The organism is Chromohalobacter sp. 48-RD10 (assembly GCF_029889785.1).
GTDB lineage: Bacteria > Pseudomonadota > Gammaproteobacteria > Pseudomonadales > Halomonadaceae > Chromohalobacter.
In genome coordinates this window covers 91,613-108,042 of the sequence record NZ_JARANX010000001.1, presented here as the reverse complement: position 1 = coordinate 108,042, position 16,430 = coordinate 91,613, and the positions used below count along the sequence as shown (strand labels likewise).

Sequence of the window (16,430 nt, the reverse complement as noted above, 5' to 3'; positions counted from 1 at the left end):
TTATAGCTTGGCAAAAAAATATCAATTTTTCTATTGATCCTTCGGTGGGTAGCGTGAGAGTACGATAATGACAAGCACTCAGCGACCCAAAGGGCGCCACGATGACACGCTATGTCAACGCGACGTCCACAACCGGAGGGCAGACGGTGTTCAAGAAACTTCTCATCGCCAATCGTGGCGAAATTGCTGTACGCATTGTACGCGCCTGCGCTGAGATGGGCATCCGCTCGGTGGCGATCTACACCGAGCCCGATCGCTTCGCGCTGCATGTCAAGCGCGCCGATGAGGCGCATTTCGTCGGCGAAGACCCGCTGGCGGGATATCTCGATCTGCGGCGTATCGTCGACCTGGCTCGAGAGACCGGCTGTGACGCAATTCACCCCGGCTACGGCTTTCTCTCGGAAAATGACGATTTTGCACGCATCTGCGAGGATGCTGGCATTGCTTTCGTCGGACCCAGCGCCGAGGTGATCGCGCGGATGGGAGACAAGACGGCGGCACGTACGGCGATGCGCGACGCTGGCGTTCCCGTCACGCCGGGCTCGGAAAACAATCTCGACACCTGTGAAGAAGCTTTGTCGCTGGCCGAGACCATCGGCTACCCAGTGATGCTCAAGGCGACCTCGGGCGGTGGTGGGCGCGGCATTCGCCGTTGTGATACGCCGGCGCAACTCGAGCAGGCCTGGGAGCGCGTGATCTCCGAAGCGACCAAGGCGTTCGGCAGCGCCGATGTGTTCATGGAGAAATGCGTCGTTGAGCCGCATCACATCGAGGTGCAGATTCTCGCCGACAGCATTGGCAACGTGATCCATCTCTTCGAACGCGACTGTTCCATCCAGCGCCGTAACCAGAAGCTCATCGAAATCGCGCCGAGCCCTCAGCTAACGCCCGAGCAACGTGCCTACGTCGGCGAAATGGCCGTACGTGCGGCGAGCGCCGTGGGTTACGAAAACGCGGGCACCGTGGAGTTCCTCGTCAAGGGTAACGAGGTCTACTTCATGGAGATGAATACGCGCGTGCAGGTCGAGCACACCATCTCCGAAGCGATTACCGGGGTGGATATCGTACGCGAGCAATTGCGCATCGCCGCGGGGCTGAAGCTCGCCTATCGACAGGAGGACATTCGCCACCACGGCTATGCTATTCAGTTTCGCGTCAACGCCGAAGATCCCAAGAATGACTTCCTGCCTTCCTTCGGACGTATCACGCGTTACTACGCGCCGGGTGGGCCAGGAGTGCGCACCGACACCGCGATCTATACCGGCTATACCATTCCACCGTATTTCGACTCCATGTGCTTGAAGCTGATCGTATGGGGCATGAGCTGGGAGGAAACCCTCGATCGTGGGATTCGTGCCCTAAACGATATGCGCCTTCAGGGGGTCAAGACGACTGCGCCTTACTACCAGGAAATTCTCCGTCACCCCGATTTCCGCAGCGGGCACTTCGATACCGGCTTCGTGCCCAGCCACCCCGAACTGCTCAATTATTCGGTCAAGCGCAATCCCGAGGAAGTCGCTCTGGCAATTGCCGCCGCCATCGCCGCCCACGCCGGTTTATAAGGAGATACCCATCATGAATGCCGTATCATCTTCCCAAGTCAACATCACCGACGTCGTATTGCGTGACGGCCATCAATCGCTGATCGCCACGCGCCTGCGCACGGAAGACATGCTGCCTGCCTGCGCCAAGCTGGACGCCATCGGCTATCATTCGCTGGAAGTCTGGGGCGGAGCAACCTTCGATGCCTGCGTGCGCTTTCTCAAGGAAGACCCGTGGGAGCGACTGCGCGCCTTCAAGGACGCGATGCCCAATACTCCGTTGCAGATGCTGCTGCGCGGTCAGAATCTGCTGGGATATCGTCACTATGCCGACGATGTCGTCGAGCGTTTCGTCGCCAAGTCGGCGGATAACGGCGTCGATGTGTTTCGCGTCTTCGATGCGCTCAACGATCTGCGCAATCTGGAAACCGCCATGCGTGCGGTCAAGGCCAGTGGCAAGCATGCCCAGGGCACCATCTGCTACACGGTGAGCCCGGTGCACACCCTGGCGATGTACGTGGATCAAGCCAAGCGCCTGGTCGATATGGGCGCCGACTCTATTGCGATCAAGGACATGGCGGGGCTTTTGACGCCATATGCCACGAGCGAGCTAGTATCAGCCTTGGTCGAGGCCGTAGACGTGCCGGTTCATCTGCATGCCCATGCCACCTCGGGGCTGGCCCCGCTGTGCCATCTCAAGGCCGTGGAAGCGGGGTGCCGGCATATCGATACCTGTATCTCGGCGTTTGCCGGCGGTACCAGCCACCCATCGACGGAAGCCATGGTCGCTGCCTTTCAGGGCACCGAATACGACAGCGGCTTGGATCTCGAAGCGCTCAAGGAGAGCGGCGACTATTTTCGGGGCGTGCGCCAGAAGTATGCCGCCTTCGAAAGCGAGTTCACCCGCGAGGATGTCTCGGTACAGATCAATCAGGTCCCGGGTGGCATGATGTCCAACCTCGCCAATCAGCTCAAGGAACAGAACGCGTTGTCCAAGATCCGCGACGTGTTCAACGAGATTCCCTGCGTGCGCGCCGATCTCGGTTATCCGCCTCTGGTGACGCCGACCTCGCAGATCGTCGGTACCCAGGCGGTGATGAACGTGCTCACTGGCGAGCGCTACAAGACCATTACCAACGAGGTGAAGCGCTATCTTCAGGGGGGTTATGGTCATCCGCCAGCGCCGGTGGATGACGACGTGCGCCGTCAGGCCATCGGTAACTCCCCGATGGAAGAGGCGCGTCCCGCTGACCGGTTGAACCCCGAGATGGAAAGGCTGAAGAAGGATATCGGTGAACTGGCCGAGGGCGAGGAGGACGTGCTGACCTACGCCATGTTCCCCGAACTGGGGCGCGATTACCTGCAGGGGCGGTGCGATGGCACGCTGGTCTCGGAGCCGATTCCCGCGCCCGATGCGGGAGACGCCAGTCGCCCGGTGACCGAGGGCGTGCCGACCGAGTTCGTGATCGACGTGCACGGCGAGTCTTATGAAGTGCAGATCACCGGCGTGGGCGGTAACAGCGGTGGCAAGCGGCAGGTGTACCTGACGCTCGATGGCATGCCGGAAGAGGTCGTCTTCGAGGCCAAGGATGCCTTCGTCGGCGGCGAGACCTCGGGCCGTGCGCGTGCCTCGCAACCCGGCCACGTCACGACCTCCATGCCCGGCAACATCGTCGATGTGCTGGTGGCCAAGGGCGATCGCGTCGAGGAAGGTCAGGCGGTATTGATCACCGAGGCGATGAAGATGGAAACCGAAGTCCAGGCACGGGTCTCGGGTATCGTCGAAGCGGTCCACGTTGCCAAGGGTGATCGCGTGACGCCAGGCGAGGTGCTGATCGAGATCACCTGATCGGAACGTCGCTCATGACCGTGGCGCCTCGTGATTCGGTGCTACGAGTCTGGTCTGTGAAATCGACGCATGCCGCAAATAAGTGGCATGCGTCGTGGTCCTTCAAAGCGGCAAGCAATGTGCAGCTCGCCGGCAAAGGTGCTGATCAATCAATCTCGTCGCCTACTTGGATGACCTTCATGGTGTTGGTGCCGCCATGGGCATTCATATGATCGCCGCGTGTCAGGATGACGTGATCGCCCTGCTTGACGATGCCCAGCGAGACGAGATTGTCGACGGCGTGGTTATTGAACTCAGTGGGCGCGAGACTTTGCGTGTCGAAGGGCAATGAGACGACCCCGCGATACAATGCCATGCGGCGCTGCGCGATTTCGGTATGTGCCAAGGCGACGATCGGCAGGCCGGAACGAATGCGCGAGGCGATCAATGGCGTATAACCGGTGGCGGTCATGCAGACGATGGCGGAGACCCCATCGAGATGGTTGGCGGCGTACATGGCCGAAAGTGCCACGGTTTCATCGACCCGGGTGAAGCCTTCGTGGATGCGGTGCTGCGATTGCTGCGCGGCACGCTCGCGTTCGGCACCCAGGCAGAGACGCTCCATGGCCTTGATGGTTTCCACGGGGTAGTCGCCGGCAGCGGTCTCGGCGGAGAGCATGACGGCGTCGGTACCATCGAGCACTGCATTGGCGACGTCGAAGACCTCGGCGCGGGTCGGTAGTGGCGACTCGATCATCGACTCCATCATCTGTGTCGCGGTAATCACCACTTTGTTAAGGCTACGTGCATGCTGGATGATGCGCTTCTGCACGCCGATCAGTTGGGCATCGCCGATTTCCACGCCCAGATCGCCACGCGCGACCATGACGGCTTCGCTAGCGCGGATGATATCATTCAATGTGTCGTCATCGGCGACCGCTTCGGCGCGCTCGACCTTGGCGACAAGACCGATCTCGCTACCCGCTTCGCCGAGCAGGTCGCGGGCCAGGCGTATGTCGTCGCCATGCCGCGGGAAAGACACGGCCAGGTAGTCGACACCGATGTCGATGGCGGTCTTGAGGTCCTCGCGGTCCTTGTCGGTCAGTGCGGCCGCGGACAGGCCGCCGCCTTGCTTGTTGATGCCCTTGTTATTGGAGAGCTTGCCTCCGACTTTGACCGTAGTGTGGATCGCTGGGGCATCGACGCGCTCGACCTGCAGCTCAAGGCGACCGTCATCTAGCAGCAGCACATCGCCGGGTGCGACGTCGGCGGCCAAGTCCTCGTAATCGCAGCCGACCTGGTTCGCGTCGCCGGCATCGCGTTCTAGGGAAACGTCGATGATGAAAGGTTGGTTCTGCTCGAGGGTGACGGCGCCTTCCTTGAAGCGGGCGATGCGGATCTTGGGGCCTTGCAGGTCGCCCAAGGCGGCGACGGTACGTCCGACGCGTGCGGCCGCGTCGCGTACCGCCTTTAGCCGCTGCCGATGGTCGTCCGCAGAGCCGTGGGAGAAGTTGAGTCGTACCACGTCGACGCCTGCGGAGATCATGTCTTCGAGGACCCCGTCGCGGTCGCTGGCCGGACCCAGGGTCGCGACGATCTTGGTGCGGCGCATCGGACCGTGAAACGCATTCTGCATGGAATTCTCCTTGGCCTCATGAAAGGGTAATAGCGGCTCTGTGCGAGCCATGTCGTTATTTTACGACATTGTGCCTCATCGTCTCGACAGGTGCGATGGCCCCCAAGTCGTGAACGTCAGATTATCACTTTTAGCATGCGGGACATGCCCCTAGGTTGGATGACTCTGGAGATGCTTGCCAGTGCCATGGTCATGGGAAGCATGTCGATTTGGGCGCGGGTTGTGCTTGCCGGTAGTCAGGTGTCGCGTCTAGTGTTTTCCAAGCCAGTGGCGTAAAGACAGTCATGCACTTGACGGACTGGCGCGCAACGAGGCGCTAAGGTAGGGTAGGCGCATTTTTCGCCGGGCGGTTCCCGGTCACGATATCACTGCCGGCGCCATGTTAGGGCGCGTCGGCCATTCGAGCGGAGCGTTATGGGCAAGTCACTGGTCATCGTGGAGTCGCCGGCCAAGGCCAAGACGATCAACAAGTATCTCGGCAACGATTTCGTGGTGAAGTCGAGTGTCGGGCACATCCGTGACTTGCCGACGAGTGGCAGCGGCAAGAACGCCACCGATCCTAAAGAGCGAGCCCGCCAGGCGGCGGCGACACGCAAGATGTCGCCCGATGAAAAAGCCACCTATAAAAAGCAGAAGCAGTGGACCCAGCTGGTACGGCGCATGGGGATCGATCCTGAGCATGGCTGGGACGCCAACTACGAGATACTGCCGGGCAAGGAAAAAGTCGTTGCCGAGCTCAAGAAGCACGCCGAAAAGGCCGATGCCGTCTATCTCGCGACCGACCTGGATCGTGAAGGGGAGGCCATCGCCTGGCACCTGCAGGAAACCATTGGTGGCGATGCGTCCCGCTATCGTCGCGTGGTCTTCAATGAGATCACCAAGAATGCCATTCAGGAGGCGTTCAAGACACCCGGCGAGCTGGACCTGTCACGCGTCGAAGCGCAGCAGGCACGGCGTTTCCTGGACCGTGTCGTCGGCTTCATGCTGTCGCCGTTGCTGTGGAGCAAGATCGCACGGGGACTGTCGGCGGGCCGGGTCCAGTCGGTGGCGGTGCGCTTGATCGTCGAGCGCGAGCGTGAGATTCGCGCCTTCGTTCCCGAAGAATTCTGGGATGTCCACGCCGATCTCGTAGCTGAAAAGGGCGATGCGACGCCGATTCGTTTCGAGGTAGCACGTCATGAAGGCCAGGCGTTTCGTCCCACCTCTGAACAGGAAACGCTAGAGCGCATCGCGCCGCTTCGCGAGGCGGCGCTGGCGATCACCGATCGTGAGACCAAGCCGACACGCTCCAAACCGAACGCCCCGTTCATTACCTCGACCCTGCAGCAGGCCGCCAGTGGACGTCTCGGGTTTTCAGTGAAGAAGACCATGACTCTGGCGCAGCGTCTCTACGAGGCGGGGTACATCACCTATATGCGTACCGACTCGACCAACCTCTCGCAAGACGCGGTGGAGAGTGCCCGGGCGTATATCGACGAACGTTTCGGCCAGGCGTATCTGCCTGAGTCGCCCAACCGTTATGCCAGCAAGGAGGGGGCGCAGGAGGCGCACGAGGCGATTCGCCCTACCGAGGTGGCGCAAAACGGTGACGAGCTTGCAGTGGAGCGCGATGCCCAGCGTTTGTATGAGTTGATCTGGCGCCAGTTCGTGGCCTGCCAGATGGTGCCGGCGGAATACCTGGCGACGACGCTGACCGTCGAGGCCGAAGAGTTCGAGCTCAAGGCGCGTGGTCGAGTGCTCAAATTCGACGGTTACACGAAGGTGATGAAGCCGGCGGGCAAGAAAGAGGAAGATCAGGCACTGCCGGATCTCGAGAAAGGGCAATCGATGACTCTGCAGGCCCTCGATCCTCAGCAGCATTTCACCAAGCCGACGGCGCGTTATACCGAGGCAAGCCTGGTCAAGGAGCTCGAAAAGCGGGGGATCGGGCGACCTTCCACCTATGCCTCGATCATCTCCACGATCCAGGATCGTGGCTACGTCAAGCTCGAGAGCCGCCGTTTCTATGCCGAGAAGCTGGGCGATATCGTCACCGATCGTCTCGCCGAATCGTTCAGCGACCTGATGGATTACGGCTTCACCGCACGCATGGAAGACCACCTCGACGAGATCGCCACCGGCAACCGCGAATGGCGTGAGCTGCTGGATGCCTTCTACGCCGAGTTCAAGGCCAAGCTCGAGCATGCCGAGGCCGAAGAAGGCATGCGGCCGAATCAGCCGGTGCCGACGGACATCGACTGTCCCACTTGTGGCCGCAAGATGCAGATTCGTACGGCGTCGACCGGTGTCTTCCTGGGGTGCTCGGGATATAACCTGCCGCCCAAGGAACGTTGCAAGACGACCATCGATCTTACCGCCGGTGACGAAGCCGTGGCGTCGGATGCCGATGAGGAGGCCGAAACCGAGGCCTTGCGGGCCAAGCACCGTTGCCCGGAATGTGGCACGGCGATGGATAGCTACCTGATCGACGAGGCGCGCAAGCTGCACATCTGCGGTAATAGTCCCGATTGCAGCGGGCATGAAATCGAGCAGGGCAAGTTTCGTATCAAAGGGTACGACGGTCCGGTCATCGAGTGCGACAAGTGCGGTAGCGAGATGCAGCTCAAGTCCGGGCGTTTCGGTAAGTACTTCGGCTGTACCAACGAGAACTGCAAGAATACCCGCAAGCTTCTCAAGAGCGGCGAAGTCGCGCCACCCAAGATGGATCCGATCCCCATGCCCGAGCTGGCTTGTCAGAAGGTGGAGGATCATTACGTCTTGCGCGATGGCGCCAGCGGCCTGTTTCTGGCGGCGAGTCAGTTTCCCAAGAACCGTGAAACGCGTCCTCCCTTGGTCAAGGAGCTCAAGGCGCATCGCGACGAGCTACCCGAGAAGTATCATTTCCTGCTCGACGCGCCGGGGGAAGATCCCGAGGGGCGTGACGCGCAGATTCGCTTCTCGCGCAAGACCAAAAGCCAGTACGTGATGAGTGAACGTGATGGCAAGGCGAGCGGCTGGCGGGCCGAGTTCGAAGACGGAAAGTGGCGGATCGAGGATAAGCGCAAATGACGCCGAGAGGTCGTACTAACCAGCTGCTTTATCATGCCCAGCTTTTATTGTATACCGCCTGGGAAGATGACGAGCATACCGATGCCCGGCGTATGGCGCATGAAGAAGGCGCCTTGGCCATGCTGGAGCTGGCGCTCAACGCGGCGCTGCGTGAGCTGACAGAGCATGCGCAACTCTCGCGCCACGATTGGCGCGAGCTGTTGTCCGATCAGGGCCCGGCGCTAGCGGGTGTCGTACAGTTGCGCGAGCTGGCGCGACGGGAAGATAGCTGGTTAGATCGATTGCTAGCGCGTCTCGAGTCTTTGCATGACGTCGAGGGCGCGTCGCGTCGCCGAACCGGTGGTTCGGGCATGATCGCCAGCGCCTCGGGCATGGCCTTGCCCGAGGAGCTCGATGCATGTATAGCGGCGTTCAAGGTTCAGCTTGACGAACTGCGCGAGACCAGCGAGGAGTGGTGACGACGCATGCATGCGGTGGTATCCTGATAAGTAACGAAAAGAAACGACCATGGCGTTTGCCTTGGTCGTTTTTTATTGGGTCAAACGGGAGAATATAGCGTGTCCGATACCGCGATTCTGGAAATCGTCGAACTTGCCGATGGTGAAGTCGTGCTGCGGTCTTCCGAAGCCGACGCCGACGGCGAGGCATTGGTAAGCATTCGCTTCTCGGAGGAGGCGCTGGATCTATTGCGTCAGAGCCGCTTCGAGGTGGCGCGTCAGATGATCGACCATGCGATCACGCGCACGCGCCTGTGGGAAGGCAATGAGGAAGAGTCGCAAGAGGCCCCGGAAACGGTGCATTGATGCGCTTTGCTTGAAGGTCGATGTGAGTGTTGTCGCCATGATGTTCGGCTGCCGATAAGGCGCCGAGCGTCATCGTATATAGCGCCATGAATTTCTTTCATGCTTGATTGAAGGATATGCAGTGGTCATGGCCGCTATGGCACGGCACAGTAAGCGCCCTAATCTTCGAGACGAGAGTCGAAAAACGCTATGAGCCAGTATCACCCTCCATTTCGTGCCGACACCGTGGGTAGCCTGTTGCGGAGCGACGAGCTCAAACAGGCGAGACGCCGTTTTCAAGCGGGGGAAATCGACTATGCGGCATTGCGCGATGTCGAAAACGCCGAGATTCGACGTGTCGTCGCCAAGCAGGAAGCGCTGGGCCTCAAGGCGGTCACCGATGGCGAGTTCCGCCGCGCCTGGTGGCATTTCGATTTTCTTGAAGGTCTCAAGGGCGTAGAAGGTTATAGCGCGGATCAAGGGATCCAGTTTCAGGGGCGTCAGACGCAGGCGCGCAGCGTGCGCGTGACCGACAAACTGGGTTTCGACCCTGAGCACCCGATGCTCGGACACTTCCGCTTCCTGGCGGACACGGTCGATAAGGCGACGCCGAAGATGACGCTGCCCAGTCCCAGCGTGCTGCATTTCCGTGGTGGTCGCCGCAGTATCGACAGTAGTGTCTATCCTTCCCTGGATACCTTCTTCGCCGACCTGGCCGACACTTACCGTGACGTGGTCAAGCATTTCTATGCGGCAGGCTGTCGTTATCTGCAGCTCGATGACACGGTGTGGGCGTATCTGTGTTCCGATAAGGAACTCGCGGCAGCACGTGAGCGTGGCGAGGACGCCGATCGTCTGCAACACATCTATGCCGAAGTGCTCAACCATGCGCTGGCAGATCGTCCCGACGATCTGCATGTCAGTCTGCACGTCTGCCGCGGTAACTTCCGCTCGACGTGGATCAGCGAGGGGGGCTACGAGCCGGTTGCCGAGACGCTTCTGGGACGCGTCGATGTCGATGCCTACTTCCTCGAATATGACACCGAACGGGCGGGCGGCTTCGAGCCGCTGCGTTTCCTGCCGGAAGGTCACAAGCAGGCTGTCCTGGGGCTGATTACCAGCAAGAGTGGTGAGCTCGAGCCCGCCGATACAGTTAGTGCTCGCATCGCCGAAGCGTCACGCTACGCGCCGCTTTCCCAGCTTTGCCTGAGCCCTCAGTGCGGTTTTGCCTCGACCGAGGAAGGTAATTTGCTCAGCGAAACGCAGCAGTGGGACAAGCTGCGCCATGTCGTGGATATTGCCAAGGCCGTCTGGCAAGACTGAGTTCTACTGTACTGGTCTGGTGTTCGCCCCTGCATGCTCGCATGTGGGGGCGTTTTATTGGTTGGCGCTCGCGTGCCAGTTCAATGAAGGCGAGGCGGATTGCGCGTTGGTCGGTAAGCCATCCTGCCATGTAACGGAAAGTTATCGCTTCTACGAGGAGGAATTATGACGCTTATCGACGTCAGCGGTGTGTCCATTCGGCGACGATTGGGGGCGTCTTTTCCCCTTGATCATGGGCAGTGTGGGAAAATTTATCGTTTCTCAGGCAATTGATATTGGCGAGATTAGCGTTATTCGTATTATCCTGTGGGCGGTACATGAGGGACCTGATGTATCAGGGCTTCATCACCACACACAGAAAGGTTTTCAAGGAGAACGCAGATGTTGTCCAACAGCAAGAACACGCTCAAGCTTCTGGTCGCCGCTGGCTCACTGGCCGTTTTGGCAGGTTGTGCTTCTGGCCAGGAACAGATGAAGAGCGATATCGATCAGGCGCAGGCTGATGCGGCTGAAGCCAAGAGCATGTCTCAGCAGGCAATGAATGCTGCCGAGAAAGCGCAGCGCGATGCGAATGCCGCTCTCGAAGCGACTCAGCGCAATCGCGACGAAATGGATCGTATGTTCGAGAAGTCCATGCGCAAGTAATGCGTAGGCAGTATGGGGCCGGCGTTTCAGCGTCTGGTCCAGAAAAAGGGCCCCGCCATTGGTGGGGTCCTTTTCGTTTGCAGCCGACGGGGATGACGTCCCCCGGGGCTCTCGGTGTACGCTAGCGCCTTGTCACGATCATTCGGAGTGGAACATGAGGCGATGGGCGCGTGCTTTGGCAATGACCTTGAGTGTTTTGTCGTTAGCGGTTGGGAGTGGGTCATGCGCGCTGGCGAACGCCGATGACGAGGTTTGGATCTTGATCGACGATAATGATTCCACGCTGGATATCTATCGCGGCGATACACGCATCGAGCGTTTCGAGCCGGTGGCGCTGGGGCGGGGTGGAACGGCGCGCGTTCGCCAGCGAGGCAGCAGGATGACGCCTACCGGCGAATTTCACATCAACCGTATCAATCGCGACAGCAAGTTCAATATCTTTCTGGGACTGGATTATCCCAAGCTCGATACTGCACGCGAGGCGATGCGGGCCGGGTTGATGTCTCCAACCGAGTATGCCGATTTCCAGGATGCCTATTACCGTGATGGGGCGCCGCCGCAGGATACGGTGCTGGGCGGCTACATCGGCATTCATGGGCTGGGGAGCAGTGACCCCGATATTCATCGGCGCTTTAACTGGACGGAAGGGTGTGTGGCCGTCACCAACGATCAGATCGAAGAATTGACGCGCCTGGTCTCGATCGGCACACGCGTCGTGATTCGTGGAGACGACGATGCACCGATCGATTCTCTGCGCGACAAGCCTCGGGCAAGCACTCAGATTTCGACGGATTGATAAAGCAGGTGCGGCAGTATCGGCAGGGCGTCATACAGGCTGCCTGGCAATGGTTCGTGCGGAGTCTCTTCTTCGGGCTCGACGTTCAGTGCCACCGCTGCGCCATCGGGAATCAACACCGCGTCCGCTAGACGCCGGTGATCGATATCGGTGTCGATAGCGTGGCGTTTCAAGGTGGCTACGAGGGATTCGTCAGCGTCGAGCACACGCTTGATGACTGGTGAACGGCGGTCTTCCTCGAGCAGGGGGAAGGACTGCACGTAGAGTGTCTCGTCGCGCCACCCGAACTTGGTCGGCTCGCTGACCAGGTTCACCTGGGTGCCCACCGGCAGTTTGTCGAAAAGATGCTCCACATCCTCCGGGAACATGCGAATACAGCCATGCGTGACGCGCATGCCGATACCTTGGGGTCGGTTGGTGCCGTGAATCAGGTAGCCGGGAATGCCCAGGCGCATCTTGTACTTGCCCAGCGGGTTATCGGGGCCGGGCGGCACCACATCCGGGAGTTCCCGGTCGTCCTCGGCGTGCTCCTTGATGATTGACTGAGGCGGATACCAGGGCGGATTTTTCTGCTTCTCGGTAATCCGTGTCTTGCCCAACGGCGTCGACCAGTCCATGCGTCCGACGCTGATGGCATAGGTCTCCACCCGTGCCGGTTCTCCCTCCTTTCGCTCGGGATAGTAATAGAGGCGCATTTCGGGAATGTTGACCACGACGCCTTCGCGGTCGGCATCGGGCAGAATGAAGCGTGTGGGCACCGTGACTTCTGTACCTTCGCCGGGATACCAGACACTGACGTCGGGGTTGGCGCGGCGCATCTCTTCGTAGCCGATGCCATACTGGCGGCCGATATCGAGCAGCGTATCCTCCTGTTCGGCCTCGATGACGCGTATCTTGCCGACGATATTGCTGTTGTCATCGATCTCGAAGCGCGTGACGCGCTGTTCATGGGGGGCCGCCTCGGTTTGCGGCAAACTAGCCGCTTCAGGGTCGATCACGGGGCCCGGAGCGGATTCGGCAGGTGTCGCTGCCTCGGGGTCGATCACTGGGCCCGGCGCGTCGTCGGCAAGTGCCAGTGTGGACAGAGACAGCAAGGGGGCCAGCAGAAAGGGGGATAGGCCACGAGATGTAACCGGCATGGATAAAGACTCTTTTTCGGTCAGGCAAGTGGCGGATGCCACACTCACCTGCATTCTGGCGTATTTTCATGCCGACACAAGCCTTCAGCGGGCTTATGACGCGCATCCGTGCGTCTGTGTAAGGGTCTGGCAGGGCACCCGCATGGCGGATGCTGCCTGTTATGCTGCTTCCGTCTTGCGGTTGAGTTGTTCGAGTAACGCTTCAAGCAAGGAAAAGCGCTTTTCCTCGTCGCTCATATCGCCTTCGAAACGCAATGTATCCGCGCCGTCCAGCCGGTAGTGCGCTGGGTGCTTCTGGATCATCTGGACCAGCGTCATGGGGTCGACGACGGTTTGTGTGCCGAAAGTGAGGCGGCCACGCTCGGCGCCGGCCTCAAGGCGCACGATGCCCAGACGTTCGGCACGCTGGCGGAGCCGGGTCTGACGGAAAAACGTCTTGAGAGGCGCGGGTAGTAAGCCAAAGCGGTCGATCATTTCGACCTGCAATTCCTGAAGCTCGGCTTCATCCTCGGCGTTGGCGATGCGCTTGTACATGATCAGGCGTTGCTGTACGTCGGGCAAATAATCGTTGGGGATCAATGACGGCAAGCTGAGGCTGATTTCCACACCATCGTCCAGCGGAGACTCGATGTTGGGCGTCTTGCCGCTCTTGATGGCCTTGACCGCGCGGTCGAGCATTTGCATGTAAAGGCTGTAGCCGACCGTTTCCATCTGCCCGCTTTGTTCATCGCCCAGTAGTTCGCCAGCGCCACGAATTTCCATGTCGTGACTGGCGAGGGTGAAGCCGGCCCCGAGATCCTCCGCCAGGCCGATCGCTTCGAGGCGCTTGAGCGCATCTTGGGTCATGGCCTTGGGTGGTGGCGTGAGAAGATAGGCATATGCCTGATGATGGCTGCGACCGACACGCCCACGGAGCTGGTGCAACTGAGCGAGCCCGAACTTATCGGCGCGTTCGATGATGATGGTATTGGCGCTCGGTACGTCGATGCCGGTCTCGATGATCGTCGAGCACACCAGCACATTGAAACGTTTGTGATAGAAGTCCGACATCACGCGTTCCAGCGTACGCTCGGGTAGCTGGCCGTGGGCAACGGCCACGCGTGCCTCGGGCACCAGCTCGGCAACGCGTTCGGCAGTGGTCTCTATCGTCTTGACTTCGTTGTGGAGAAAGTAGACTTGGCCACCGCGCAGAATTTCACGCAGCAGGGCTTCCTTCAGGACGCCTTCGTTGCGCTGCTGCACGAAGGTCTTGACCGATAGGCGGCGTGCCGGGGGCGTGGCGATGATCGAGAGGTCGCGAATACCGCTCATCGCCATGTTCAAGGTGCGGGGGATCGGTGTCGCGGTGAGCGTGAGAATATCGACTTCGGAGCGCAGACTCTTGAGTTTTTCCTTCTGGGAAACGCCGAAGCGGTGTTCCTCGTCGATGATCAGCAGCCCCATATTGGGGAGCGACATCGTCTTGGAAAGCAGCTTGTGGGTGCCGATGACGATATCGGCACGGCCTTCGTTGATGCGCTCCAGCGACGCTTGTTGTCCTTTGCCGGCGGTGAAGCGCGAAAGCAGCTCGATCTGCACCGCAGTGTCCGCGAAGCGGTCGCGGAAATTGTCATAGTGCTGTTGGGCCAGCAGGGTAGTGGGGACCAGTACCACGACTTGGCGATCGGAGTGCACGGCGAGAAAAGCCGCGCGCATGGCGACCTCGGTCTTGCCGAAGCCCACGTCGCCGCAAACCACGCGGTCCATCGGGCGCGGTGCGGTCATGTCGCCGATGACCGCATCGATGGCAGCGTGTTGATCGGGTGTTTCCTCGAAAGGGAAGCTGGCCGTGAAGCGTGCGTATTCCTCGCCGGGTGAGTCGCAGGCGAAGCCTTCGCGCGCCTCGCGTCGGGCGTAGGTATCCAAAAGCTCGGCGGCGGTATCGCGTACCTTCTCGGCCGCCTTGCGCTTAGCCTTGTCCCAGGTTTCCGAGCCGAGTTTATGCAGCGGCGCCAGTTCATCGGTGGCGCCGGCATAACGTGAAATAAGATGCAGACTGTCTACCGGAACGTAGAGCTTGGCGCCGCCGGCATATTCCAGTGCCAGAAATTCAGCGGCCTGGCCGCCGGCTTCCAGTGTCTCGAGCCCTTGGTAGCGACCTACGCCGTGGCTTTGGTGAACCACCGGAGAGCCGGGGCGCAATTCCGCCAGGTGACGTACGGCGAGCTCGTTGTCATCGGTCACCCGCCCACGGCGGCGTGCTTGGCGAACGACATCGCCGTACAGCTCGGTTTCGGTGATGACGCAGGTGGCGGGGCTATCGAGCCATAGCCCTTCATCGAGATCGCCTGCGCAAATTGCCAGTGGCGCACTACCATCCATGAAGTGTTGCCAGCCATCGGCCACGGCCAGCGTGCGCCCCAGTGGGGCGAGGGTTTCTTCCAGTGCTTCGCGGCGTCCACTCGACTCGGCGACCAGCAAGACGCGCGGAGCGTCGGGGGCACCGAGAAAGGCCTCCAGTTTGGCGAGGGGGTGATGACCACGTGCGTGGATGGCTACATCCGGGAGCGAGTGCGTGTTCGGTACCTTGGCATGCGGATGCGGTTCGTCATCGTCAACCAGCGCCACGCGTGGGTGCTGCTTGATGGAGGCGAATACCTCGGGCACGGGTAAGAAGGCATGTGCCGGCGGCAGCAAGGGCCGCGTGGGGTCGACGCCAAGATTGTCGTAGCGACTTTCGATGGCACTCCAGTGGTGCTCGGCTGCGTCGTGGACGCCGGGCATCAGCGCAATGCGCGTATGCGCATTCAGATGTTCGAACAGACTTGCGGTGTCCTCGAAGAAAAGCGGCAGGTACTGCTCCAGCCCGGGTGACGGAATGCCCTTGATCGCATCGTTGTACAGCGGGCATTGGCGCGGGTCGACGTCGAACAATGTCTCGAACCCCTCGCGGAAGCAGGCGATTGCCGAGCGTGACAGCGAATATTCGTGTGCCGGTAGCAACTCTACGCGCTCGACCTTATCCAGGGAGCGCTGAGAGTCGGGATTGAAATACCGCAAGGTATCGACTTCGTCATCGAACAGATCGATACGTAGGGGATGATCGCTGCCCATCGGGTAAAGGTCGATCAAGGCACCACGCAGCGCGTATTCACCGGGTTCGTAAACGGTCTCCACGGCGCGGTAGCCAGCTCGCGATAGACGCTCCCGGAATCCTTCTCGATCGAGTTGCATGCCGGTATGCAAGGTGAGTACACGACCGGCGATGTAATCGGTGGGCGGGAGTCGTTGCATCAAGGTATTGATGGGCACCACGACGATACCGCGCGTCCCTTCTTGCAACTGGCGCAGTGTCTTGAGGCGTGTCGAGACGATGTCCTGATGCGGCGAAAAGCTATCGTAGGGCAACGTTTCCCAGTCGGGGAACGATAAGATGGGATGATCGGCGAAGAATTGCAGTGCGCCTTCGAGCCGTTGAGCGCTGGAGGTATCGGGGGTCACCACCATCAGCGGAGCGTCGTCGGCGAGGCGTGCCAGCGCCAGTGCGCCAGCGGCGGCGTGCGGATGCTGCCAGTAGACGGTGTCACGCACGCCCTGAGGATGCGGTGGATCGAGCGGTGAAAAATACGACATGGTGTGCTTCATTTTCTGTGTCGAGATGATGATAGCAGGCAAAGCAAGGGATGGGGGCAATGCGCGGGGATTTAAAGCCA

11 protein-coding genes are annotated in these 16,430 nt (G+C 60.2%); 8 read left to right on the top strand and 3 right to left on the bottom strand.

From position 1 onward, the window contains the following. Positions 1-146 precede the first annotated feature (146 nt). Positions 147-1,562, top strand: coding sequence for an acetyl-CoA carboxylase biotin carboxylase subunit (locus tag OP496_RS00470; protein WP_280561349.1), 1,416 nt, complete (start codon positions 147-149; stop codon positions 1,560-1,562). Between the two features lie 13 nt (positions 1,563-1,575). After that, positions 1,576-3,390: a sodium-extruding oxaloacetate decarboxylase subunit alpha gene (gene oadA / locus OP496_RS00465; RefSeq protein WP_280561348.1), complete on the top strand. Its 1,815-nt coding sequence runs from the start codon at positions 1,576-1,578 to the stop codon at positions 3,388-3,390. 145 nt (positions 3,391-3,535) lie between these two features. Here oadA and pyk read toward each other — a convergent pair whose 3' ends face one another. After that, a complete protein-coding gene (gene pyk, locus OP496_RS00460) occupies positions 3,536-5,005 on the bottom strand; it encodes a pyruvate kinase (RefSeq protein WP_280561347.1) in 1,470 nt (489 codons plus the stop codon). A 414-nt stretch (positions 5,006-5,419) separates the two neighbouring features. Between pyk and topA the strand changes: the two genes are divergently transcribed. The 6 genes from topA to OP496_RS00430 all read left to right on the top strand — a co-directional run bounded on the left by topA (position 5,420) and on the right by OP496_RS00430 (position 11,599). Next, positions 5,420-8,053: a type I DNA topoisomerase gene (gene topA / locus OP496_RS00455; protein ID WP_280561346.1), complete on the top strand. Its 2,634-nt coding sequence runs from the start codon at positions 5,420-5,422 to the stop codon at positions 8,051-8,053. Next, positions 8,050-8,511: a DUF6586 family protein gene (locus OP496_RS00450; RefSeq protein WP_280561345.1), complete on the top strand. Its 462-nt coding sequence runs from the start codon at positions 8,050-8,052 to the stop codon at positions 8,509-8,511. Before topA ends, OP496_RS00450 begins: the two co-directional genes overlap by 4 nt. Before the next feature lie 99 nt (positions 8,512-8,610). Next, a complete protein-coding gene (locus OP496_RS00445; protein ID WP_280561344.1) occupies positions 8,611-8,856 on the top strand; it encodes a hypothetical protein in 246 nt (81 codons plus the stop codon). Positions 8,857-9,045: 189 nt separating this feature from the next. After that, entirely contained in the window at positions 9,046-10,158 is a 1,113-nt protein-coding gene (locus tag OP496_RS00440) for a cobalamin-independent methionine synthase II family protein (RefSeq protein ID WP_280561343.1), read from the top strand. A 381-nt stretch (positions 10,159-10,539) separates the two neighbouring features. Continuing rightward, complete coding sequence (locus OP496_RS00435) at positions 10,540-10,803, top strand: Lpp/OprI family alanine-zipper lipoprotein (protein WP_280561342.1); 264 nt, start codon at positions 10,540-10,542, stop codon at positions 10,801-10,803. Positions 10,804-11,062: 259 nt separating this feature from the next. Further along, entirely contained in the window at positions 11,063-11,599 is a 537-nt protein-coding gene (locus OP496_RS00430) for a L,D-transpeptidase (RefSeq protein ID WP_280561341.1), read from the top strand. On the opposite strand, the gene OP496_RS00425 is transcribed toward OP496_RS00430, so the two are convergent. Beyond that, on the bottom strand, positions 11,581-12,738 hold the full coding sequence (locus OP496_RS00425) for a L,D-transpeptidase family protein (protein WP_280561340.1): 1,158 nt from the start codon (positions 12,736-12,738) through the stop codon (positions 11,581-11,583). The genes OP496_RS00430 and OP496_RS00425 overlap by 19 nt on opposite strands. Positions 12,739-12,897: 159 nt before the next feature. Continuing rightward, positions 12,898-16,350 (bottom strand): transcription-repair coupling factor, encoded by a 3,453-nt coding sequence (mfd, locus tag OP496_RS00420; RefSeq protein WP_280561339.1) that lies wholly within the window; start codon positions 16,348-16,350, stop codon positions 12,898-12,900. Between the last annotated feature and the right edge of the window lie 80 nt (positions 16,351-16,430).

What these genes read in the sequence shown, in the direction of transcription:
- topA (WP_280561346.1), top strand. Translation starts at nt 5,420, where the DNA reads ATGGGCAAGTCACTGGTCATCGTGGAGTCGCCGGCCAAGGCCAAGACG.
- OP496_RS00425 (WP_280561340.1), bottom strand. Translation starts at nt 12,738, where the DNA reads ATGCCGGTTACATCTCGTGGCCTATCCCCCTTTCTGCTGGCCCCCTTG.
- OP496_RS00440 (WP_280561343.1), top strand. Translation starts at nt 9,046, where the DNA reads ATGAGCCAGTATCACCCTCCATTTCGTGCCGACACCGTGGGTAGCCTG.
- OP496_RS00435 (WP_280561342.1), top strand. Translation starts at nt 10,540, where the DNA reads ATGTTGTCCAACAGCAAGAACACGCTCAAGCTTCTGGTCGCCGCTGGC.
- mfd (WP_280561339.1), bottom strand. Translation starts at nt 16,350, where the DNA reads ATGTCGTATTTTTCACCGCTCGATCCACCGCATCCTCAGGGCGTGCGT.
- oadA (WP_280561348.1), top strand. Translation starts at nt 1,576, where the DNA reads ATGAATGCCGTATCATCTTCCCAAGTCAACATCACCGACGTCGTATTG.
- pyk (WP_280561347.1), bottom strand. Translation starts at nt 5,005, where the DNA reads ATGCAGAATGCGTTTCACGGTCCGATGCGCCGCACCAAGATCGTCGCG.
- OP496_RS00450 (WP_280561345.1), top strand. Translation starts at nt 8,050, where the DNA reads ATGACGCCGAGAGGTCGTACTAACCAGCTGCTTTATCATGCCCAGCTT.